This is a genomic window from Streptomyces sp. NBC_01320, from assembly GCF_035974375.1.
In the GTDB taxonomy this organism is placed as follows: Bacteria; Actinomycetota; Actinomycetes; order Streptomycetales; family Streptomycetaceae; genus Streptomyces; species Streptomyces yanii.
This window is the reverse complement of the sequence record NZ_CP108390.1, coordinates 9,652,109-9,674,050: the sequence shown is the minus strand read 5'-3', so window position 1 is coordinate 9,674,050 and position 21,942 is coordinate 9,652,109. Positions and strand designations below refer to the sequence as shown.

Sequence of the window (21,942 nt, the reverse complement as noted above, 5' to 3'; positions counted from 1 at the left end):
CCTGCACAAAGGGGACGGACTCGGGCCGCCGGTGCGGGGATCCCCGGATCCGCGTGCTGTGCTGAACGACGAACCGACAGGAACACGAGGCAAGGGGGCGAACACGATGGAGTCCGCTGAGGCGAGGCCCCCCCGGCAACTGGTCGGCAGAGAGAAGGAGACGGCCCGGCTGGACGCCCTCGTACACGGGCTGCCGCACGAGGACGCCGGCCAGGTGTTGACGCTGCACGGCCGGCCGGGCATGGGCAAGACCGCTCTTCTCGACGGCTGCGCGGCCGAGGCCCGGGCCACAGGGGCACTGGTGCTCCGGGCAGCGGGCGTGCGAACGGAGGTGTCCTTGCCGTACGCGGCACTGCACCAGGCCCTCTGGTCCGTCCAGGACGAGCTGGACGAGCTTCCCTGCGCGCAGCGCACCATGCTCCGGTCCGCCCTCGACACCGGCAACACCTCCTGCGCCGATGTCTTCCGCCTCTCCACGGCGGTCCTCGCCCTGCTCCGGCACTCGGCCCGGGAGCGGCCCGTACTGCTGGTACTCGACGACATCCACTGGTTCGACCCCGAGAGCCGCGCGGTGTTCGGCTTCCTCGCCCGCCGGCTGACCAGCACGCGGATCTCGCTCGTCGCCGCCACGGCGGACAGCGCCCGCCCCTTCCTCGACGACGCACGGACCGCCGCATGCCCCGTGGGCCCGCTGCCTGGGACCGACGCGGCGGCGCTGCTCGACGCGCGGCACCCCGCGCTCGCCCCCGAGACACGGCGCAGGATCATCGAGGCCGCCGACGGCAGCCCGCTGGCGCTGGCCGAACTGCCCGGGGTCCTGTCCGAGGCGCAGTTGGCGGGGCGCGAGCCGCTGCCCGCCCTCCTGCCCCTCAGCGAGCCCCTCCGCAGGGTGTACGGGCCCCCGGTGGAGGCCCTCCCCGAGGAGGTACGGGAGCTGCTCCTGCTGGCTGCCCTGGAGGCGCACGGCAGCACGCGCACGGTGTGGGCCGCCTACCGCCACGGCTGGGAGGCCGCGGGCGAGGCGCTGGTGACCGCCGAGAACGCCGGCGTCCTGCGGGTCGCCGGGGAGCGGGGGCGGCTCGTGTTCACCGAACCCCTGCTGCGTGCCGCGGTGGTTGCAGCGGCGGCGCCCGACCGGCTGCGGGCCGCGCACCGGGCTCTGGCATCCGTACTCGACGATGAACCGGATGAGCAAGTACGGCACTTGGTGGCATCGGCCGTAGGGCTCGATCCCGCCGCGGCGGGCGCGCTGGCGGCCGGTGCGGCCCGCGCGGCCCGGCACGGCTTCGAACACCTGGCCCTCACGGCGCACAGCCGGGCGGCCGACCTGTGCGGAAGCTCCCCCGAACGCGCCGAACTGCTGGCGCTCGCCGCCCACAGTGCCGGGCGCGCGGGGCGGCTCGCGCTCGCGGCAGAGCTGCTGGGTCAGGCCTCGGCGGGGGCGGCCCGGCCGGAGGGCCCGGCCTTCGCCCTCGCGCAGGCGCAACTGCTGGCCGAGCGGGACGGCGACAGCCGGGCCTCCTTCCACCTGCTCCTGGGCGCCTTCGACTCGTGCGGGGACGCGCCGGGCGCCGACTCCGGCCCCCGGGGCGCCTGGCGCGACGAGCTGCTCACCCGGCTCTTCTCCCTCGCCATGGTCTCGGGCGACGCGGAGCAGTGGCACGCGATCGCCTCCAGGCTGAGTACGGGGCCCTCCTGGGCCCGTCTCGCCAAGGAGCTGTCCGCGCCGCTCACCGACGGGGGCCCGCGGACCCCGGCGCGGCTGGACGCGGCCGTCAAGGACCTCCCCCCGGACGCCGGCAGCGCCGAGGTGCTGCGGCTCGCCCACCTCGCGCTCGCCCTGGACGGACTCGGCCCGCTCCAGGACCGGCTGCGGCGGGTGGTCGAGGCGAGCGACGAGGGCGGTGCCGTCATCGACTGCGCCGACGCACTCGGCGTCCTCGGGCTCGACCTCCTCCTGGGCGGCCTCCGGGACGCTGCCGAAGAGGCGACCTCGCGCATGCTGCGGCTCGCCGAGGAGCACGGACTCGCGCTCACGGCCCGGCGTGCCAAGGCACAGTCGGCCCTGATCGCGGCGGCCCACGGTGACGCGGGGACGGCGCGCGCGCTGATCCGCGAGTTGACCGCGGTAAACGGTCTTTCGGGGCTCACGTCCCTGATGGTTCATCAGGCGAGCGCCTGGGCCGCCCTGTCCGAGGGCGCGTACGCCGAGGCCTACACCCATGCCCTGCGGGCCTCCGGGGCGGCGGCGGACAGCGCTGCCCTGTCCCCCCTGCACCCCTGGGTGTTCCTGACCCTGGTGGAATCGGCCGTACTGACCGGCAGGGCCCACGAGGGGCACATGCACCTGGCGGCGGCCCAGGCCGCGGGACTCCCCCACCGCTCGGGCCGGCACCTCGTCCTGGTCGCGGGCGCGCGTGCCCTGCTCGCCCCGCCGCAGCAGGCGGAGTCTCTCCTCGAGGCATCGGTGGGCTCCCCTGAGCGGGAGCGGTACCCCTTCGAATTCGCCCGCCTACGCCTGGCCTTCGACCGCAAGCGCCGCACCCCCGGCGGCGGTGGCAGCGGCGTCCTGCAGGCCGAGGTGCGCACCGCTGCGGTCCGGGCCGTCATCCGCCGACCGCAGCGGGAGCACGAGCGTGCGGGGGTGGCCCCGCTGCTGCCGGTACCCGCGGGTCCAGCCGACAATCCGGCCGACCTCACCCGGCAGGAGCTGCAGATCGGCCGGCTGGCGGCAACAGGCCTGTCCAACAAGGAGATCGGCCGCCGGCTCTACCTCTCCCCGCGCACCGTGAGCACCCACCTGTACAACCTGTTCCCCAAGCTCGGCATCACCTCCCGAGCCTCCCTGTACCAGAAGCTCTCCGAGCTGGGCTACCACGAGGAGACCCGGCCGGCCTGACTGGTCACTTCGGAGTGAGGTGGTGAGGCGTCTCAAGCAGATGATGCCGGCGACGAGTTGGAGCCCGAGGTGGAGGTCGGCGTGTCGTAGCCGTAGCCGCGGTCGGCGAACAGCCGGCGAGGCCGATGGTGAGGCCGTCCTGAGCGCCGCGGATGCGGGGTATCGCGTCGAGCAGCGGCATCAGCTGGGTGACGTCGTGCAGGTTTCCGCTGGTCAGCGAGATGGCAAGGGGTGTGCTATGCCGGTCGATGATCGGGTGGTGCTTGCTGCTCGGACGTGCGCGGCCGACCGGCGAAGGCCGGGGTAAGCCCCCCTCTGAGCCGACTGGCCCACCCCAACGGTGACATCGCGCGCAGGTCATGCGTTCGACGGGGAGAGAAAGTCATGCCACCTCTGGAGGCCGGGCGCCCCATCGCGGGGCCACCGAGAAGGTAATGGGCGGTCAGCGCATGTGGGTGCCGCCGTTGATGTCGAACGTGGTGCCGGTGACGTATCCGCTTTCCTCGCTCACCAGATAAGCCACGAGCGCGGCCACCTCCGACGGCCTGCCCACGCGGCCCACGGGGATACTCCGCGCCGCCTCGGACGCCGCCGACGCGCCGAGTTGTGTCACCGCGGGGGTATGGACGCCGGCCGGGGCGACCGCGTTAACGGTCACGCCGTGCGCCGCCAGCTCGCGGGCGAACACCTTGGTCAACACGAGGACTCCCGCTTCGGCGGCGGAGTAGTGGGGGCCGGTGAGCGTGCCGCCCTGCTGGCCCGCCAGCGAGGCGAGATTGACCACGCGGCCCATCCAGCGCGGCGCATCGCGGGCGCGCACAGCCGGGTCAGGGTGAGGACGCTGCGCAGATTGGTCGCCATCACGGCATCCCACTCGTCCGGCTCGATGTCCCACACCGAGCCCGGGGAGGTGCGGGCGGCGTTGTTGACCAGGACGTCGGATGCGTGCCATCTGCCGGAGACCTCGCGCGGCCCGGACCGCGTCCGTGTCGTCCACGTCCACCCGGAGCGGCAGCGCAGTGCCCGCGTCGGGGTCGAGCGTGCCGGACAGCTCGGTCACGGCGTCACCGTCCCGGTCCAGCAGGGCCACCCGGTGTCCCAGCCCGTGCGGCCGGGTGGCGATCGCGGCGCCGATGCCGCGTCCCGCGCCGGTGACCAGGGCCACCCGGGAGTCGACTGTCGTCATCGTCGGCCCCTCTCAGATGACCGGGCTCGGCGGCAGCGGGGCGCCGCGGAGCGCCGGCCGTAGATCTCCTTGCTGGTCTGGACGCTGAGGGCGGCGTGCCGGGAGGCCGCCTCGATGTCGCGCCAGGGCCGTTGCAGGTCCGAGCCGTCCGCGAAGCTGCCCGCGCCCGCGGTGTCCAGCAGCGGGCTCACGGCGTTCCGGGCACAGCGCATGGCGCGGGCGGCGTCCATGCGCAGCCGGGCCCGCTCGGTGAGCGCGGAACGACGGCCCGCGTGGGCGTGCGTGTCCACCTCGTCGGCGGCGCGACGCAGGTGCAGGCGTGCGGTGTCGATCAGCATCGCGGCGTCCGCAACGTTGAGCTGATGGGCGGGGCCTCGGCGACCAGGCGGTGCAGGGGGGAGACCGCGCGCTTTCCCCGGGCCGCGGCGCTCAGCACCTTCTCCAGCGCTGCCGCGGCGATCCCGACGGCCGTCGCCACCAGGGGCAGGTTGATGGAGAGGTGGAACGTGATCCGCGGCTCGTCGGGATGGCGTTGCCGATAGGCGGCGTTCGCCGTGGCGGTGAGCGAGATCGTGCGGGAGTCCGGCACGTACACCTCGTCCGCGATGGCCGTGTCGCTGCCGGTGCCGCGCATGCCGGCCATGTGCCAGACGTTGTCCGGGAAGTCGCGCGTGGGTGCATGTGTGTCTCCGACGCCTGTCTCCGGATCGGCTCGGCGGTGACTTGAGCGAACTGGGCCGGCCGAGTCGACCCCCTGCGTCGTGGGCGAGCGACATCAAGCTGTCCGTCTCTGCCGGCCGTCCCCCCTGATCTCCGAATGGTCCACGCTCGATGTCCGCGTTCGCCGCAGCCGCTGGGGTGGTTGGCCCATCGCGTGATTGCGACGGGTTACCGGTGAAGAAGGTCGACGCGATGGGCGCCGCGCAAGAAGCACGACCGCCGAGCACCAACACCTCAACCTCAAAGCGACATTGGGTTTCTTCCATCACCCGGTGTCGCTACGGAGATTCTCAGCGGCACCGGGCAGGAACACGACTCGACCGCACACAGAGACCGTCTCGGCGCCGGTACACGCCCCGGAGCACAGCAGTCTGCGCGGCTACTTCACTGAGCCGGCCATCACCCCCTGGACGAAGTGCTTCTGGAAGGCAAAGAACACCACGAGCGGTACGACGAGCGACAGGAAGGCACCCGGCGCCAGGACGCCGATGTTGCTGCCGAACTGCCTCATCTGGGACTGGAGCGCCACGGTCAGCGGCTGCGACTCGCTGTCGGCGAACAGCAGTGCCACGAGCATGTCGTTCCACACCCAGAGGAACTGGAATATCGCCAGGCTCGCGATGGCGGGCCGGCCCAGCGGCAGGATCAGCCGCAGGAAGATCCGCCACTCGCTGCCGCCGTCCAGACGCGCTGCCTCCAGCATCTCCTTCGGGATCTCCGCGAAGTAGTTCCGCAACAGGAAGACGGCGAAGGGCAGGCCGTACGCCACGTGGAAGATGATCACGCCCGCAACGGTGCCGAAGAGCCCGACTGCGCCGAAGAGTTTGGCCACCGGAAGCAGGCCGATCTGCACCGGCACCACAAGCAGGCCGACGACCACGAGGAACACGGCGTCCCGTCCGGGGAAGCTCAGCCAGGCGAAGGCGTATCCCGCGAGCGCCGCGATGCCCACGACGAGCACCGTCGTCGGCACCGATATCAGGACCGTGTTCCAGAAGGCCGAGACGAGACCGGATTCCTCGAAGAGCGCACGGTAGTTGTCGACCGACAGTTGGGCGGGGTCGATCAGCGACGTCCACCAGCCGTTCGAGGCGTTGTCCTGCTCCGAGCGCAGCGAGGAGAGGAAGAGCCCGGCAAGCGGTGTGACCCATACGAGGGCGACGAGGACCAGGAACACCTGGACCACGGAGTTGCCCAGCCATCGGGTCCGTCCGGTGTGGCTGCTCATGCTCCGCCCTTCCGGAAGCGCCGGATGTTGAAGATCATCGCCGGTACGACGAGGAGGAGCAGCAGGACGCTGAGCGCGCTACCCAGCCCCTGGTCGTTGCCCCCACCGAAGGAGACCAGCCACATGCGCGTGGCCAGCACGTTGGCCTCCTCCTGCACAGGGCCGGGGGCGATGATGTAGACGAGGTCGAACACCTTCATGACGTTGATGACGAGCGTCACGAAGACGACGGTGAGCACGGGGGCGAGCAGCGGAACCGTGATCTTGCGGAAGATCTGGCCCTCGGTCGCGCCGTCCACGCGGGCCGCCTCCAGGGCGTCGCGCGGGATGGCCGCGAGCCCCGCCCCGATCAGGACCATGGAGAATCCGGTCCAGACCCACAGGTAGGCGCCGATGATCGCCGGTGTGACCAGAGCCGGACCGAGCCAGTCGACCCCCGTGTAGCCGGCGGCGAAGTTGGACGCAGGAACCCGCAGCGTATAGGCGTCGTCGCCGAGGTCACCGAAGCGGAACGAGCCGTTGTCACCCGTTTTCGTGGATGCCACGACCGTGCCTCCTCGCAGTACCTCGACCGTCACGCCGGGAAGGCCGTTCTCCTTCGGGTCGATCTGGCCCTGCCGGCCACCGGCTCCTGGCGTGAAGTCCAGATACACGGCGCCTGACAGGCTCCCCGCCGACGGCTCCGGCGTCCACGCGGGCACTGCCCGATGGGGCACGGCCTCGGGCGCGACGCCGACGAAGGGCAGGACGATGTCGCCCCCGGGGCGGACCTCGACGGTCGTGTAGCCCTCGCCGGGACTGCCGCTCAGACCCTTGCCCTCACGAGCCCGTGCCGTCGGGTAGGGGGACGGTTCGTCGATCGCGTCGTGGACACCGACGATCGCCGCGTTGAGCACGCCCCGGTCAGGGTTCTGTTCATAGGCGAGGCGGAAGATGATGCCCGCGGCGAGGAACGACACGGCCATGGGGAGGAACAGGACGAGCTTGAACGCGGTAGCCCAACGCACCTTCTCGGTCAGGACGGCGAGGACGAGCCCGAGCCCGGTGAGAAGCACAGGCGCAACGACGACCCAGATGGCGCTGTTGCGGACGGCCTTCAGCGTGGCCGGGTCCTGGAACATCTCCATGTAGTTGGCGGCGCCGACGAAACGGTCGCCGCTCGCGTCGAAGAGGCTGCGCCCGACGGAGAACACGACTGGATAGACGACCAGCGCCCCGAGGAGCAGGAGGGCCGGAAGGACGAAGAGCATGCCGAGGAGGCGTCTTCTGCGCAGCGCACGGCGCCGCGGGTCCGCCGCGGCGCTTGCCTTCGGAGTGGGGGCCATGACGGGGGCGGCCTCAGTTCCCGTACGTCTTGGCCGCCGCGGCTTCCAGAGCCACCGCGGTCGCCCTCGGGTTCGACGGATCGCGCAGGAAGTCCTGGAGCAGCTTCCACTCACCGGCGCCCTTGGTGCCGCCGAAGGCCGCGGGGGCCTGGTCGGACATGTCGAAGCGCACCGAGTCGCCGGCGGCGACGAGCGACTCGGCGGTCGCGCGCGTGGTGTCGTCGCCATAGGCCTCCGACTTGACGTTCTTGTTCGGGGAGAGGAAGCCGCCGGCCGCGGCCCACACCTCGCCCGCTTCCGGCGTGGCGAGAAACTCCAGAAGCTTCATGCCGGCCTCGCCGTTCTTGGCGTCCTTCAGGACCACCGCCGCGTCCCCGCCGCTGACCACGGGCGGGGTCCCCGCGCCGACCGCCGGGAACGGGAAGAACTTGGCGTCCTCGCCGGGCTTCTTGCCGAATTCGTCCTTGGCGACGCCGCCGACGAAGTCGCCTTCGTAGACCATGCCGGCCTTGGGCTCCGGACCGAAGACCTTCTCCACGGAGCCAGGGAAGTCGGTCTGCAGGGCCCCCTGGGCTCCGCCGGCCACGAGTTGCTTGTCCTTGAAGACCTCGGCGAGCGTCGTGAGCGCCGCGACGACGCTCTCGTCCGTCCACTTGATCTTGTGCTGGGCGAGCTGGTCGTACTTCTCCGGTCCGGCCTGGGAGAGGTAGATGTTCTCGAACCAGTCGGTGAGCGTCCAGCCGTCCTCGCCGGCGACCGCGAAGGCGGGTCGTCCGGAGTCGGCGAGCATCCGTCCCGCCGTGAGGAGCTCGTCCCAGCTCTTCGGCTCGTTCACCCCGGCCTGGGACAGTGCCTCGGGGGCGTACCAGATAGTGGATTTATGGGCTGCCTTGAAGTAGAGCCCGTAGTAGGTCCCGTCGACCGTTCCGTAGTTCTTCCAGACGGGGGCCAGGCCTGCGGTGGCGGTCTCTGTGGTCTTCCCGGACAGTGGCTGGAGCCAGCCCGCCTTGGCGAACTGCTGGAGCACGCCGACCTGCGGGACGAGCACCACGTCGGGGGCGTTGCCGCCCTCGATCTTGCTGCCGACGAAGGTGGAGACGTTGTCGCCCGAGGGCACGAAGACGGTCTTGGCGCCGGTCTTCTTGCTGAAGACGTCGAGCACCTTCTTGAAGTTCTTCTGCTCACTGCCGGTCCAGACTCCGGCGACCGTGACCGTCTTGCCGCTGAGTTCGCCGCTGCCGGCGGGTTCGGCGTCTCCGCCGCAGGCGGTGACGGTGAGCGCCAGAGCCAGCACTGTGGAGACGGTGCCGGTGGTACGGAGGGCTATCGTGGCGGATCGTCGCATGACGGTCCATCCTTCCTTTGGGAACGGGGCGGGGCAGGTCAGGAGGTGGGGGTGTCGGTGGACCACCAGGCGGCGGTCGCTCCGGGGAGTTCGCCCGCCGGGCAGGGGCCGCTGGACAACAGCGGCGAACCGGGCACCGGAGCGGGGACGGTTTCGGAACCGAAGTTCACAGCGCAGACCAACCCGTCACCACGCGCCATGGCGAGGACCTGAGGTGGCGCCTCCAGCCAGCGCAGGGTCCCTTCGCCCAGCTGGGGCAGGCTGCGCCGCAGCTGGAGTCCCTCGCGGTAGAGGTGCCAGAACGAGCGGGTGTCGGCGAGGGCGCGATCGGTGGCGTATTCGGCGAACCACTCCGGCTGCGGTAGCCAGGTGCGCACACCGGCCGCGCCGTCGCTGAACCCGAAGGGGGACGCCTGGCCCGACCAAGGAAGGGGGACGCGACAGCCGTCCCGGATCCGCGCGCGACTTCCCGTACGGTGGAAGATGGGGTCTGTGAGCACGTCGTCGGGCAGGTCCAGCACCTCGGGCAGACCGAGTTCCTCACCCTGGTAGACGTAGGCAGCGCCCGGGAGCGCCAGCATAAAGAGCGCCGCCGCGCGGGCCCGCGCGGAGCCCACTTGCTCGGCGCCGGGGCCGCCCGCGTACCGGGTGACGGTGCGGACCTGGTCGTGGTTGTTGAGGACCCAGGTGACCGTCGAACCCGTACCCGCGATGTCACGCAGGGCCTCGTCGATGACGGCGCGGAAGGCGGCGGCATCCCAGGGGGCACTGAGCAGGTCGAAGAAGAAGGCCTGGTGCAGCTCGTCCGGCCGTACGTACAGCGCGTGTTCTCGCGCTCTTGGCACCGACACCTCGCCGACAAGCAACCGCTCGATGCCGTCGCGTGCTGTGTACTCCTCGCACACGGCCCGCCAGCGGCGCCACACGTCATGGACCTCGGGCTGGTTCCAGGCCAAAGGGTTGACCGAGTCACGCGTGCGCTCGTCCGCCGTCGGGTCGTCCGAATCCGGGAGATCGGGATGCTTGAACAAGCCGGCGGCCACATCGATGCGGAAGCCGTCCACGCCGCGGTCCAACCAGAAGCGCAGCACCTGCTCGAAGTGCTCGCCCACTCGGGGGTCGCGCCAGTTGAGGTCCGGCTGTTCGGGCGTGAACAGGTGGAGGTACCACTCGCCGGGCGAGCCATCCGGTTCCGTGACGCGGCTCCAGGCGGAACCACCGAACATGGCGTGCCAGTTGTTCGGGGGCTCCTCCCCGTTCGGGCCGCGGCCCGGGGCGAAGTGGAACCGTGACCGGGGACGGCTCCCCGGGCCTCCGGCCAGGGCCTTCCGGAACCACCGGTGCTCGCTCGAACAGTGGTTGGGAACGATGTCGATCAGCAACTTGAGTCCGAGCCGATGGGCCTGGGTCACCACGCGTTCGAACTCGGCGAGGTCGCCGTACACGGGGTCGACGTTCTGGTAGTCCGCGACGTCGTACCCGTGATCGTGCTGGGGCGAGGGGTAGAACGGGCTCAGCCAGACGCCGTCGACACCGAGCTTCCTCAGATACGGAAGTCCGGCGCGCACGCCGGCGAGATCTCCGACTCCGTCCCCCGTGCTGTCGAGGAAGCTGCGGACGTAGACCTGATAGATCACCGCGTCCCGCCACCAGGGGGTGGCGGAGCGGGTGTGGGGAGGGCGGCCGGCGTGGGCCGCAAGAGTGCTGAGCATCTCGCGTCGACCTGTCTGAAGTGAATGCGAGAGCGCCCGAACGGGAGCCTCTGATGTGCATTCATGTTAAGTACTCATGAAGGCGAGATGTCAACGATGCTGCAGAACTCGCTTGCCCAGATGCCTGATTGGGCAGACTGTATGAGCAAAAGGGAAAGACCACTACCTAACAAGCAAGTAGAGTGGGGAGGGCAGGGAGGAGCGCGGGAGTGTCAAGAGCCGCCCGAGATGGCGCTCAGCTCGCGAGTCAATCGCCGCACGGCTTCCTCAGGGGTCTCGCGCAGCGCCAGCACATCCTGGCTGACGGCCTGGACGGCGAGGCTCACCTGCTCGTACCGCGCGCTCTTGGGGCGGGGCGCGGCCGCCAGCACGCTCTGCCGGAGGATCGGAAGATAGGGATGGGAGGCGACGAGGGACGGGTCGTCGTAGAGCGAGGCTCTCACCGGCGGTAGAGCGCCTCGCGTCAGTACCTGCCGCTGCACCCGCTCGCTCGTCAGGTACGCGATGAAGTCGGCGGCCGTGGCGGCGTTCTTCGAGCGGGCGGACACGGCAAGGTTCGATCCGCCCAACACGCTCGTGCCCGGCCCGTCGAGACCGGGCAGAGGAACAACTCCGAAGCGTCCTGCGACCTTCGATCCCGGGCCGTTGGCGTCCGCGTAGACGTACGGCCAGTTCCGCAGGAAGAGGAGGCGGCCTTCTTCGAAGGCGGCACGGGACTCCTCCTCCTTGTACCGCAGGGCCTCGGTGGGTATCCAGCCCTCGCGCAGCCCGTCCGCGAGGAACGCGAGGCCGGCTCGCGCCGAGTCCGAGTCGACTCCGACCCGCGCGCCCTCGTCACGGAGGACGGTCCCGCCCGCGGACTGGATCGCCTCGGTGACGTTCACGGTCAGCCCTTCGTAGGGCAGGAATTGCCCCGCGTACCCCTCCAGACCGTGCCGCGGGGCGAGGGTGCGCGCCTGGCGAGCCAGCTCGGCCCAGGTCCGCGGCGGCTTCTCGCCGGCCGCGTCCAGCACGTCCTTGCGGTAGTACAGCAGCCCGGCGTTGGTCACGTACGGGACGGCGTACAGCCGCCCTTCGAAGGTGGCCGTGTCGACCACGGGGCGCAGAAAGGCGTCCAGCTCGAATCGTCCGCGGTTCAGGGGGGTGATCAGACCTGCAGCCGCGAACTCCGAGGTCCAGGCCACGTCGATGTTGAGCACGTCGAACCGGCTGCTGCCGGAACGAAGTTCGCTGAGCATCTGCGCCCGGCTCTCGTCCGCCGAGTCCGGCAGCTCGACGAGCGTGACCCGCTCGGCCCGATGGTCGCGGTTCCAGTCGTCGACCAGCGGTGCGAGGTAGTGGGTGAGATCTCCCGCCGTGACGAACGTCAGCGGGCCTCGGTCCCCGGCCGACAGCTCACCGGGACTCTGCGCGACGCCGGAATTCCCGGCCAGCACGATCGCCGCTGCGAGAATCCCCCTCCTCACGGCCCGTATCCACCGCATAGGTTCCTCCTGGACGTGGTCCCGGACGCGACGTGGACCATCGTGGCATATGTCGAGCCCGGGGAATCGGCGATACTGGACCGCCAGATGACACGGCCGTCACCTGGTCCACCGGTCTCAGATCCGGCATCGGGTTCCGGAACGAACGACACAGAAGGGGGAGCGTGTGCGGCAGCAGCTGCTGGCACTCCTCACCCGGGGCCCTGCCCACGGTTACGAGCTCAAGCAGGGCCTTGAACAACTACTCGGCTCCGCATACCCTCAGCCGAACATCGGCCAGGTCTACGTGACCCTCGGGCGGCTGGAGAAGAGCGGTCTGATCGAGGGTGAGGATGTCGAACAGACCGGTCGCCCCAACAAGCGGACGTACCGGTTGACGGAAGCGGGGCGGGACGCCGTCTCCGCGTGGTTCGAGGAAACCGCCGACGAGCCGAGGGTACGCGACGGGTTCTTCATGAAACTCGCGCTGGCCCCAGTGTCGGGACTCGCCGACCCGATCGCCTTGATCAACAGGCAGCGGCGCCAACACCTGAACACCATGCGCACCCTCTCCAAGCTCGCCGCTTCGGAGGACCGTGACAACAAGATCGCCCAACTCCTGATCGAGGGTGCCATGCTGCACCTGCAGGCCGACCTCGACTGGCTGGAGCGTTGTCAGGAGGAGCTGGAATGACCGAAGGTCCCGTCGCACCGCCCCCACAGGAGACGATCGTGCATGCCGAGGGTCTGACGAAGACCCACCACGGCGACAGCGCCCCTGTCCAGGCGGTACGGGGTGTGGACCTGACCGTGCGGCCGGGTGAGTTCGTCGCCGTCACCGGCCCGTCCGGAGCGGGAAAGTCCACCCTGCTCCACCTCGTCGGCGGTCTCGAACGGCCGGACAGCGGGCGCCTGTGGCTGGGCGGAGAGCGGGTCGACGGATACTCGGAAGCCCGCTGGGCGATGCTGCGCCGACGCCACATCGGCATCGTCTTCCAGTTCTTCAATCTGGTCTCCAACCTCACCGTCGCCGACAACATCGAACTGCCGGCCCTCCTCGCCGGGGTCTCGCCCCGGTCGGCGAGGGAAAGCAGAGCGGAACTCCTCGAAGAACTGGGGCTGGAAGGCAGGGACCGGTCGATGCCGGGAGAGCTTTCCGGGGGCGAACAGCAGCGGGTCGCGCTCGCCCGAGCCCTGGTCAACAGCCCGGCGCTGCTGCTCGCCGACGAGCCTGCGGGGAGCCTCGACGGCAAGGGGACCCGCGACGTCGTACGGTTGCTCTCCCGCTTCCACCGGCGGGGCCAGAGCATCCTCATGGTCACCCACGACGCCCGCATGGCCAGTGCCGCCGACCGGGTCATCAGCTTCTTCGACGGACAGGTCGCCGACGACGCGACCCTTGGCAACGGCGGCACGGCACGCCCGGGGGTGTCCGGCGTGCTCAAACTGAGAGACTGAGGCGATGCGTCGTGCGGGCCATTCTGCGGTGGGCTCACTCCGACCTGCGCGCCCATCGGGGCGAGGCCCTGTTCGCCGTGCTCGCCAGCGCCGGCGTGATCGCCTCGCTGCTGCTGTCCGGAGCGCTCCTCAGCTACGCCGTCAACCCCTGGCAGCGTGTGTTCAACCAGTCCCAGGGCGCGCACATCTGGCTTCACACCCGAGGTGACCTCGACGCGGCCGCGCTTACCTCGCTGGACGAAGTCGCCGCGATATCCGGTCCCTTCCGGACGGCCGACGCCACCGTCGAGGTGGCCGGCGCACGGGCGAGGGTCGTCCTACGGGGCATGGGCCCACAGCCGCCGACGGTGGCCCGCCCCCTCGTCACCGAGGGACGCTGGCTGAACTCGGCGACCACCGACGGCCGCCCGGGCGAGATTGTTCTGGAGAGCACACTCGCGCGTGCCCTGTGGGCCGACCCCGGCGAGACGGTGACGGTCACCGGCGAGGACGGCGCACCGTTGTCCCTGCGGATCACGGGCATCGCGGAGAGCGCCGAACCCCTCTACCGGGCCGGTCAGGGAGCAGGCGTCGCCTGGGTGCTGCCCGGGGCACTGGAACGAATGGCCCCGACCGGTGCGGGACAGAGCGTCGGGCTACGGCTCAAGGACCCGGACGACACCGACTACGTCGTCCAGCGAGCCGTGACGCTGCTGGGCGCCGACCGGGTCGACCAGGTGACGAACTGGCAGGAGGCCAAGGCCGACGTGGGAGGCGACGACCGGCTGCTCGGACAGATATTCGCCGCCTTCGGCCTGGCTGCCCTCTTCGCGGCGGCGGTTGCCATCTCCGGGGCGGTCAGGGCACGCGTGCGGGGCCAGCTCAAGGACATCGCGGTGCTGAAGGCCATCGGCTTCACTCCCGGCCAGGTGATACGGGGGTTCCTCGTCCAGCACCTGGGCTTCGCGGTCCTGGGCGCCGGGCTCGGCACGGTGGCGACCCTGACGCTCGGCCGATGGATACCGGGCAGGATCGGAGAGGCGGTGGTCCTGTGGCCGGAGATGCCCGGACACCGGGCGATCGTGGTCGGGCTGCCTGGCACCGCGGTCCTTCTCATCGGTACCGCCACCGGGCTCGCCGCCTGGCGGGCTGGTCGCGTACCGCCCGTCCCCGCCGCCAGGTCGGCGCTCCTCACCGCTGCCCCGCTCACCCTCCTCGGCCGCCGCGCCATCGGACTGCGCCTGTCGCCGGCCCTGGTTCTCGGCTGGCGCTCCGCGTTCTCCGGCCGCGGACGCAGCCTGTTGTCGATCACCAGGCTCGCTCTCCCCGTCGCCCTGATGACCGTGGCCCTCGTCGCCTGGTCGACACTCGACCAGTTCCGCAGCGACCCCGCCCAGATGGGCCGCGCCGCCGCCCTGACCGTACGCGCCGACAAGCCGGGCCCGGCCGACGACCCGGCGCTCGAGCGCGCCCTTGCCTCGGTCCCCGGCGTCGAAGACGCCTTCCCCTGCGTGGAGTTCGTCGCGCTGGTTCCCGGTCAGACCGGGACGATCACTCTGCGTGGCATGGGCAGCCAGGCACGACCGTACCCCCACACCGTCGTCGAAGGTCGTGCACCGACCGGCCCGGACGAGGCGGTCGCCGGGCAGGGGCTGCTGGACCTGCTGGGCGTACGGGTTGGGGAGTGGGTCCGGATGACAGTCGAGGGGCGCCCGCAAATCCTGCACATCGTGGGCCGCGGCGTCGAACCCGACCAGGGCGGCCGGGTGATCTCCACCTCGCTCGACAGCCTCAGGAACACCGCCCCCGCGATGCGGGCACGCTTCCACGCGCTCGTCCTACGACCGGGAGCCGACCCCAGGGAGGTGGCGGCCGCCGTCTCCGAGGCGACCGACGACGCTCTGGAGATTCGCGAGACCCCCACCCCCGCGGACCGGCTGGACACCCCACGCGGAGTCATCGCGGCGCTCATCGCCGTCCTGGCCTTCATCGCCCTCGTCGAACTGCTCACGCTGATCAGTACCGGAGTACGCGCCCGGGTACGCGACCTCCTGGCGATGAAGGCCATCGGCCTCACCCCCCGCCAGATCGGCGCTGTGATAGTGACGGCAGCGGCCCTCAGGACCCTGGTCTCCGCCCTCCTTGGCACCGGGGTCGGAGCGGCGCTCGGACAGTGGCTCGTCGACGAGGAGGGCCGCTCCAGCGGCATTGGCTCGGGTATCGCTCACGTGCCCTCACCGCTCGTCCTGGTGACCCTGGTCGTCACAGCAACCGCGGTCGGCGCCGCGGCCGCACTGGCGCCCGCCGTGAAGACGGCACGTCGCCGCCTCATCGACTCGGCGAGCGAGACCCTTTAGGCTTGCCCGGTCGATCACTCGACAGCTCGTCGGGACAAGGTCCCGACCGGCTCCGAAAAGGGATCTTTCCGCGGCCCCGCAGGAGGCGGCGGTACTTGTCGTAGTCGTAGCCGCGGTCGACGAACAGCCGGCCAGGCCGGTGGCGAGGCCGCCCTAGTGATCTGGTTGTGAGTTGGTCCGGCGTGCTCGCGCACCCCGCTTCCAGCTCCGCTTCACCCCGACCCACTCTTCGTGGACCAACCAGGTCGAGCGGCGGTTCGCCGAGCTGGAACGGCGTTGCCTCGAACGCGGAGTGTTCTGCTCCCCCGACGACCTCAAGGCCGCACTCGAAGAGTGGATCAAGGTCTGGAACGACGAGGCAAACCCCTTCACATGGACCAAGACCGCCGACCAGATCTGCCGCTACTGCTCACGCGTCTCCGAACCAGATCATTAGTTCTTTCCCCTTCAGGCAACAAGAATCCAGTCACCCGTGCTGAGTCGGGACTTTCGGCGCCGCCCCGGCCCGGCTCAGCGGGACACTGCGACGCAGCGCGCGTCCCGCCGTGCTCCAGTCCCCGATCGCAGCAGAGGCATCCCGTGACCGACATCGATTCCCGGCTCACCGACGACATCCCCGCGCCCCACGAACTGGACCTCGGCCGCCCCCTCTACCGCCTCGATCCCCTCGGCCGGGACTTCGCGGCGGAGGGAAGGGCGCTCCAGGGGATAGGCACGCTCGTTCCTGTGGAACTCCCGGACCGCGTGACGGCGTGGGCGGTGACCCGGCGGCGGGTCGCCGACCAGTTGCTGACCCACCCCGACATGCGCAAGAACCCCCGACACTGGCGCGCCTACCAGGACGGCCTCGTACCGGCCACCTGGCCCCTGCTGCAGCTCATCACCACACCGACGATGCTCATCATGGACGGCGCCGACCACACCCGGCTGCGCAAGCCGATCCAGACCGCGTTCACCACGCGCCGGGTCGAGGCGCTGCGCCCGCGTATCGAGGAGATCGTCGACGAGCAGCTCGACGCGCTCGCGGCGGCCGAGCCGGGATCGGTCGTGGACCTGCGCAGCACCTTCGCCTTCCAGCTGCCGGTGACCGTGATCTGCGAGCTGTACGGCCTCGACGACCTGGAGGCGCGACGTCAACTCGCCGTGGACAGCCACCTGTTGCTGAGCGGCGCGACCCCGCCCGATGAGCGGCTGGCTGCGGAGGCCAGCATCTTCGGCAGCATGGCCCAGCTGATCGCCGCCAAGCGCAAGCAGCCCGGTAGCGACCTCACCTCGGCCCTCATCACGGAGTTCGACGCCGGTCACATGTCGGAGGAGGAACTTGCCGGAACGCTGTTCCTCATGCTGCTGGCCGGTCACGAGACCACGCAGGACCTGATCTGCAACGCGATCCAGCGCCTGGCCGAACACCCCGAGCAACTGGCGCGCGTCCTCGACGGAGCCTCCGGCCAGGACCCGTGGCACGGCGTGGTGGAGGAGTCGCTCCGCTTCGATCCCCCCGCCGCCACGACCATGTTCCTGTACACCGAGCGGGATGTCGACGTGGAAGGTGTCACCATCCGGGCCGGTGAACCCGTGCTCCTCCACATCGCGGCGATCGGCCGCGACGACGACGTCTTCGCCGACCCGGACACGTTCCTCCCGGACCGGCGCAACGCCCACCAGCACCGCGCCTTCAGCCACGGTCCGCACCACTGCCTGGGCGCGCCCTTGGCCCGCCTGGAGGCGAGGGTCGCGCTGCCCGCCCTGTACGAGCGGTTCATCGTCACCCCCGCGGAGCCACTGGGGGACATCGAGCGGGTGGGATCGATGTCGACCAACGGCCCCGCCCGGCTGCCGGTCCGCCTCACCGCGCGGTCATGATCCGTGGGCTTCGTCTTCGCCGGCATCTCGGCGGGCGTGTGCACGCGTACGTTGCCCAACAGGTGGCACAACAGCTGGCGCAGCCCGGACTCGTCGGTCCGCTCGAGCAGTGCACCCTCGGCAGCGACGGTGACCGGGCGTTCGGGCTGCTGCACCCGCAGATCCTCGGCGGCCCCACGGGCCGGCCCGGCCGGTCGTGACCGCCCGCCACAGGCACGGCATACCTGCACGGCCGGTCGACGCGCGTCGACCAGCTCGCCGGCGGCAAACGGCGCCGGGAACAGCCCTACGGCTTCGAGAAGGCCACCTACCGCCGGCGCAACGTCGGCGGACGCTGCTTCCAGCGCCTCTAGCAATGGCGCGGCATTGCCACCTGCTGCGACAAGCGACCCGACCGCTACCTCGCCGCCATCACCCGCTGGATGATGATGACCGGGCTGCGCCACATATCCGATCCCTAAGTGGTCAGCTATGCCGTGGGCGCGGTACGCAACGGATTCACCGGTCAGGCGCTCGACATGTCCACGCGCCTCGCCGAAGTCAAGCGGAGTCTGGCGACTGCGTCCCCGGAATCGCGTATCGAATTCTGGAAGTCGGTAGCCGCGCTGAAGACCTTCATGTTGCTCCAATTGCCGGTGAACGCGGCGGCTTTGGTGCTGGACGTCCCCGAGGAGGAGGAGATCGCTCTCGATGAGGGCATGCATCTCATGGGGCTGGCCGGGCAGTTGCTGAACGAATTGGTGGGCGCCGACGGGTGCCGAAGTAATTCGGGTTCGGGCCGGACCGATGTACCTATAGGCACATGCGCTGACCGTTCGTGCATGCGTGGGTACCGCGCCAGGGAAGTCGGTGGCATTGTTTCTCCGAGCGGGCCTCGTGAAACCCTGCCGCGAAGGCACGCACCCTGGCCATGCACTCCCCGATCTGGCATGGCTTCGCCGCCCCTCCCGACTCCCCACGGGAGGGGCGGGCGGGTTAAGGGACAAGTGGCGACACCCTATCCGCCGTCGGAGCGGGGTAGTTCGCCGGGTCCGAACTCTCTGGAGGTGCCTATGAACGACGCCGCGCCGCGGGTGGCCGCTTTCGCCGAAACCCTGCTGGGCGCCCCCCTCCCCGTACGAATACGGGCCTGGGACGGCAGCGAAGCCGGCCCCCCGGGCGGTCCCACCCTGGTCCTGACCCACCGGCGAGCCCTGCGCCGGATCCTGTGGAAGCCGGGCGAACTGGGCCTGGCCCGCGCCTGGGTGTCCGGCGATCTGACCGTCGAGGGAGACCTCTTCGACCTGCTGGACCGGGTCGGCGGGCTGCTCTGGGAGCGCGACCCTGAGCCCGGCTGGGCCGCCAGGAGCGCCGGGCCCGCGGCCCTGCTGCGCGACGCCGACGCCCGTGCCGCCGTACGCGGGCTCGTGGGCCTGGCCCGGCCGTGGCCCGCGCCCGCCCCGCCGCCCGAGGAGGCGGTGCGCCGCCGCGGCCCCCGACGCACCAATGCCAGTGACAAGCAGGCCATCAGCCACCACTACGACGTGGGCAACGAGTTCTACGAGCGGGCGCTCGGCCCCTCGATGGTGTACTCCTGCGCCTACTGGAGACCCGGTGGGAGCCTGGAGGACGCCCAGCGCGACAAGCTCGACCTGGTCTGCCGCAAGCTCGCCCTGCGCCCAGGCGACCGGCTCCTGGAGGTCGGCTGCGGCTGGGGCTCCCTGGCCCTGTACGCGGCCCGGGAGCACTGCGCCAAGGTCACCGGCATCACGCTCTCGCGCGAGCAGGCCACCTACGCCGGCAAGCGGGTCGCCGACGAGGGCCTGGCCGACCTGGTCGACATCCGGGTGCAGGACTACCGGGACGTCCAGGACGGCCCGTACGACGCCATCTCCTCCATCGAGATGGCCGAGCACGTCGGCGCCGAGCGCTACCGCACCTACGCCCATACCCTGTACGACCTGCTGAAGCCGGGCGGAAGGCTGCTGGACCAGCAGAGCGCCCGGCGCCCCTGGCCGGACGAGGAGGCGTACCGGGTCGACGAGTTCATAGACGCCTACGTCTTCCCCGACGGGGAGCTGTCCCCGGTCGGCACCACCGTCGGCGAGCTGGAGCGGGCCGGCTTCGAGGTCCGCGACGTGGAGGCACTGCGCGAGCACTACGCGCTCACCCTGCGGGCCTGGGTGGCGCGGCTGGAGGAGCACTGGGAGGAGGCAGTCCGGCTGACCTCGCCCGGGCGGGCCCGGGTCTGGCTGCTGTACATGGCGGCCACGGCGCTCGGCTTCGAGCACAACCGGCTAGAAGACTGCTGAAAATCTTGTTGAGGGGCTGTTCGGCCGTAGGCCGGGCGGCCCCTTCTTCGTCATGGGGTGGCCGGGGCGAGGTGCCAGGTGGTGTTGGTGCGGGTGAGTCCGAGGTTGATCAGTCGGCGGAGGTTGAGGGCGGCGGCGCGGTGGTGGAGTGCGATGTTGTTGGCGATGACGCCTCGGTAGCGGACTCTGCGGTTGCCGTGGGCGACGAGCCAGGCGATGGCGCGTTCGACCGGGGGCCGCCATCGGCGGTATTCGTCCTGCCAGGCGGTGTCGGTGGCGGCCTGGACGCGGGCTGCGGTCAGCAGTTCGTGCTGAGGGTGGACGTTGATAACCCGTCCGGTCTTGGAGGTTGTGCAGCGTTCCCGCAGTGGGCAGCCGGTGCACAGCCGTTTGAACTGGGCGGTGCGGCCCCCGTCGGCCTTGGTGCGGCCCAGGTTCGCGGTCTGTCCGGCCGGGCAGGTCACGGTGGCGGCGTCGGTGTCGACGTGGAAGTCGTCGATGGTGAAGCCTCCGGGGACGGCCTGCCGCAACGGCGGCGGCTTGACCACCAGGACGTGGCCCTGGGCGGTCAGTTGTTCACGCAGGTCGCCGGTGCCGTAGGCGGAATCGCCGAGCACGGTCAGCGTCTCGCCCTCGCTGTGGTCTTTGTCGGCCAGCAGGTCCAGCGCGACGGCGGCCTCGTGGTTGTCCGGCCCGTAGCCGCTGGTTAACGCGACGGCAGTGAACAGTCCGGCCTCTGGCTCGAAGGACACGTGTCCTTTGAAGCCCTCCTGGTGGCGGGTTCGGTTCTTGTGGATGTGCCGGGCATCGGGGTCGACGGTGGACACCGTCCGGTCGGGCACGGTGCGCCTGGCGATGCGCCAGCGTCCGTCGCGGCCGTCGGAGTCCTCGGCCGGCTCCACGTCCTGGCCTGCGACGAGGGCGAGAAGGCCCACCGCGTTCGCGGCCCGCTCGCCCAGCTCACGCTCGGGCAGACGGCCGAGCATGTTGAGCGCGTCGGTCACCAGGGCGTCGACCAGCGCCTCGCGGGCGGCTTCGTCATTCCAGGCGATCCTGGGTTTGCCGGGGTCGGTGTAGTCGTGAGCAGTACACCACCGGCCGGCGACCTCGCCGGCGCCGGGGACCTCACGGATCACGCGGCGGATCGCGGCCACGATCTGGGTGACGGTGTCCTGAGTGGCCACCGCATCGTCCAGGACGGTGGAGTCCAGCGCCCGGCGCTGCTTTCCTCTGAGGACACCGGTGGCAGTCACCACCTCTTTGACCTTGGTGAAAATCCGCGTCGGGTCGGCCGAGCGGGCGAGCCGGCGCCGGAAATAGGTCAGCAGCGAGGGATCGAAGGCGGTGTCGTACAGGCCCAGCCCGCAGGCGGCCTTCCAGCGCAGGTCACACCGCAGTTCCTGGACTGTCTCGAAGTCCGACAGCCCCTGCAGGCTCTGCAGTACCACCGTCGCGGCCAGCACCTGCGGCGGCAACGACGGCCGTCCGTTGGCCGACGGATACATGTCCGCGAAGAACTCCGGCGGGAACAGCACCTCACGATGCTCGGCCAGGAAAGCGAACACACTCCCTGCCGGGATCAACTCCCGGCAGGTCTCCCACACATCCGGCCCGACCATCTCCCCGGCCCATTCCCCCTGCATGCTCACAAGACTGGCCCCGGACCTGCCGGTCCGGGGCCAGAACGCAAAAGATTTTCAGCAGTCTTCTAGGCGTCAACCAGGTGCTCGCCGTGCGCACCGGGGGCCGGCCGGCCTCCCGGATGCCTCTGCGGGCCCGCGAGTGGCCGGCACAGGACTAACGTGGTCGGCGATTGAGGTCGGGGCGTGCTGGCCTGGCAGCTCGGCTGATGCGTGATCAGCAGACGGTGTCGCGGACGTGGACGAGTACGGTGCTCGTCCGGTGCCGGGTAGGCCGCAGGGCGGCCCGGTCAAGACCAGGGAGGCGATCGCGGCGTGTAGGTCTCGCGGCGGCCGGTGTAACACTGGAGGGGCCTCCACTTCTTCGTCTCGCCGACGACGTGCTGGACGCAGGTCCGGGCGGGAGGACTGGCGGCGCCGGTGCGCGAGTTGCTCGCCCTGCGGGGCGTCCTTGCGCGGCGGGCCGGGCGGCGGGA

The 21,942-nt window shown here is 70.5% G+C and carries 17 protein-coding genes; 8 read left to right on the top strand and 9 right to left on the bottom strand.

Annotation, left to right across the window (positions count from 1 at the left end; all coding sequences use genetic code 11):
• Nucleotides 1–106: 106 nt before the first annotated feature.
• Complete coding sequence (locus tag OG395_RS44045; RefSeq protein WP_327247912.1) at nt 107–2,899, top strand: helix-turn-helix transcriptional regulator; 2,793 nt, start codon at nt 107–109, stop codon at nt 2,897–2,899.
• A 442-nt stretch (nt 2,900–3,341) separates the two neighbouring features.
• Here OG395_RS44045 and OG395_RS44035 read toward each other — a convergent pair whose 3' ends face one another.
• The 8 genes from OG395_RS44035 to OG395_RS43995 all read right to left on the bottom strand — a co-directional run bounded on the left by OG395_RS44035 (nt 3,342) and on the right by OG395_RS43995 (nt 11,899).
• Nucleotides 3,342–4,085, bottom strand: coding sequence for an SDR family NAD(P)-dependent oxidoreductase (locus tag OG395_RS44035; protein ID WP_442818663.1), 744 nt, complete (start codon nt 4,083–4,085; stop codon nt 3,342–3,344).
• Nucleotides 4,082–4,423 (bottom strand): hypothetical protein, encoded by a 342-nt coding sequence (locus OG395_RS44025; protein ID WP_327247911.1) that lies wholly within the window; start codon nt 4,421–4,423, stop codon nt 4,082–4,084. The genes OG395_RS44035 and OG395_RS44025 overlap by 4 nt, the downstream gene beginning before the upstream one ends.
• Nucleotides 4,417–4,728, bottom strand: coding sequence for a hypothetical protein (locus OG395_RS44020; protein ID WP_327247910.1), 312 nt, complete (start codon nt 4,726–4,728; stop codon nt 4,417–4,419). The genes OG395_RS44025 and OG395_RS44020 overlap by 7 nt, the downstream gene beginning before the upstream one ends.
• 456 nt (nt 4,729–5,184) lie before the next feature.
• Nucleotides 5,185–6,033 (bottom strand): carbohydrate ABC transporter permease, encoded by an 849-nt coding sequence (locus tag OG395_RS44015; RefSeq protein WP_327247909.1) that lies wholly within the window; start codon nt 6,031–6,033, stop codon nt 5,185–5,187.
• Nucleotides 6,030–7,358 carry an ABC transporter permease subunit gene (locus OG395_RS44010; RefSeq protein WP_327247908.1) on the bottom strand — a complete coding sequence of 443 codons (1,329 nt, stop codon included), beginning with the start codon at nt 7,356–7,358 and terminating at the stop codon, nt 6,030–6,032. The genes OG395_RS44015 and OG395_RS44010 overlap by 4 nt, the downstream gene beginning before the upstream one ends.
• A 13-nt stretch (nt 7,359–7,371) precedes the next feature.
• Nucleotides 7,372–8,703, bottom strand: coding sequence for an ABC transporter substrate-binding protein (locus OG395_RS44005; protein WP_327247907.1), 1,332 nt, complete (start codon nt 8,701–8,703; stop codon nt 7,372–7,374).
• A 38-nt stretch (nt 8,704–8,741) separates the two neighbouring features.
• Entirely contained in the window at nt 8,742–10,415 is a 1,674-nt protein-coding gene (locus tag OG395_RS44000) for a glycoside hydrolase family 13 protein (protein WP_327247906.1), read from the bottom strand.
• A 212-nt stretch (nt 10,416–10,627) separates the two neighbouring features.
• Nucleotides 10,628–11,899 (bottom strand): ABC transporter substrate-binding protein, encoded by a 1,272-nt coding sequence (locus tag OG395_RS43995; RefSeq protein WP_327247905.1) that lies wholly within the window; start codon nt 11,897–11,899, stop codon nt 10,628–10,630.
• A 166-nt stretch (nt 11,900–12,065) separates the two neighbouring features.
• On the opposite strand from OG395_RS43995, the gene OG395_RS43990 reads away from it, so the two are divergent.
• The 7 genes from OG395_RS43990 to OG395_RS43960 all read left to right on the top strand — a co-directional run bounded on the left by OG395_RS43990 (nt 12,066) and on the right by OG395_RS43960 (nt 19,826).
• Nucleotides 12,066–12,572 (top strand): PadR family transcriptional regulator, encoded by a 507-nt coding sequence (locus OG395_RS43990; protein ID WP_266988805.1) that lies wholly within the window; start codon nt 12,066–12,068, stop codon nt 12,570–12,572.
• Nucleotides 12,569–13,336, top strand: coding sequence for an ABC transporter ATP-binding protein (locus OG395_RS43985; protein ID WP_266988803.1), 768 nt, complete (start codon nt 12,569–12,571; stop codon nt 13,334–13,336). The genes OG395_RS43990 and OG395_RS43985 overlap by 4 nt, the downstream gene beginning before the upstream one ends.
• Before the next feature lie 11 nt (nt 13,337–13,347).
• Nucleotides 13,348–15,672 carry an ABC transporter permease gene (locus OG395_RS43980; protein ID WP_327247904.1) on the top strand — a complete coding sequence of 775 codons (2,325 nt, stop codon included), beginning with the start codon at nt 13,348–13,350 and terminating at the stop codon, nt 15,670–15,672.
• Nucleotides 15,673–15,844: 172 nt separating this feature from the next.
• The gene (locus OG395_RS43975) at nt 15,845–16,108 is read left to right on the top strand and encodes a hypothetical protein (RefSeq protein ID WP_327247903.1); all 264 of its coding nucleotides are present in this window, start codon (nt 15,845–15,847) and stop codon (nt 16,106–16,108) included.
• A gap of 143 nt (nt 16,109–16,251) precedes the next feature.
• Nucleotides 16,252–17,535 (top strand): cytochrome P450 family protein, encoded by a 1,284-nt coding sequence (locus tag OG395_RS43970; protein WP_327247902.1) that lies wholly within the window; start codon nt 16,252–16,254, stop codon nt 17,533–17,535.
• Nucleotides 17,536–17,597: 62 nt separating this feature from the next.
• A complete protein-coding gene (locus OG395_RS58585) occupies nt 17,598–17,735 on the top strand; it encodes a hypothetical protein (RefSeq protein ID WP_442818662.1) in 138 nt (45 codons plus the stop codon).
• An 852-nt stretch (nt 17,736–18,587) separates the two neighbouring features.
• Nucleotides 18,588–19,826 (top strand): cyclopropane-fatty-acyl-phospholipid synthase family protein, encoded by a 1,239-nt coding sequence (locus OG395_RS43960; protein WP_327247901.1) that lies wholly within the window; start codon nt 18,588–18,590, stop codon nt 19,824–19,826.
• Between the two features lie 50 nt (nt 19,827–19,876).
• Here OG395_RS43960 and OG395_RS43955 read toward each other — a convergent pair whose 3' ends face one another.
• Nucleotides 19,877–21,469 (bottom strand): IS1182 family transposase, encoded by a 1,593-nt coding sequence (locus OG395_RS43955; RefSeq protein ID WP_327247756.1) that lies wholly within the window; start codon nt 21,467–21,469, stop codon nt 19,877–19,879.
• Nucleotides 21,470–21,942: the final 473 nt, after the last annotated feature.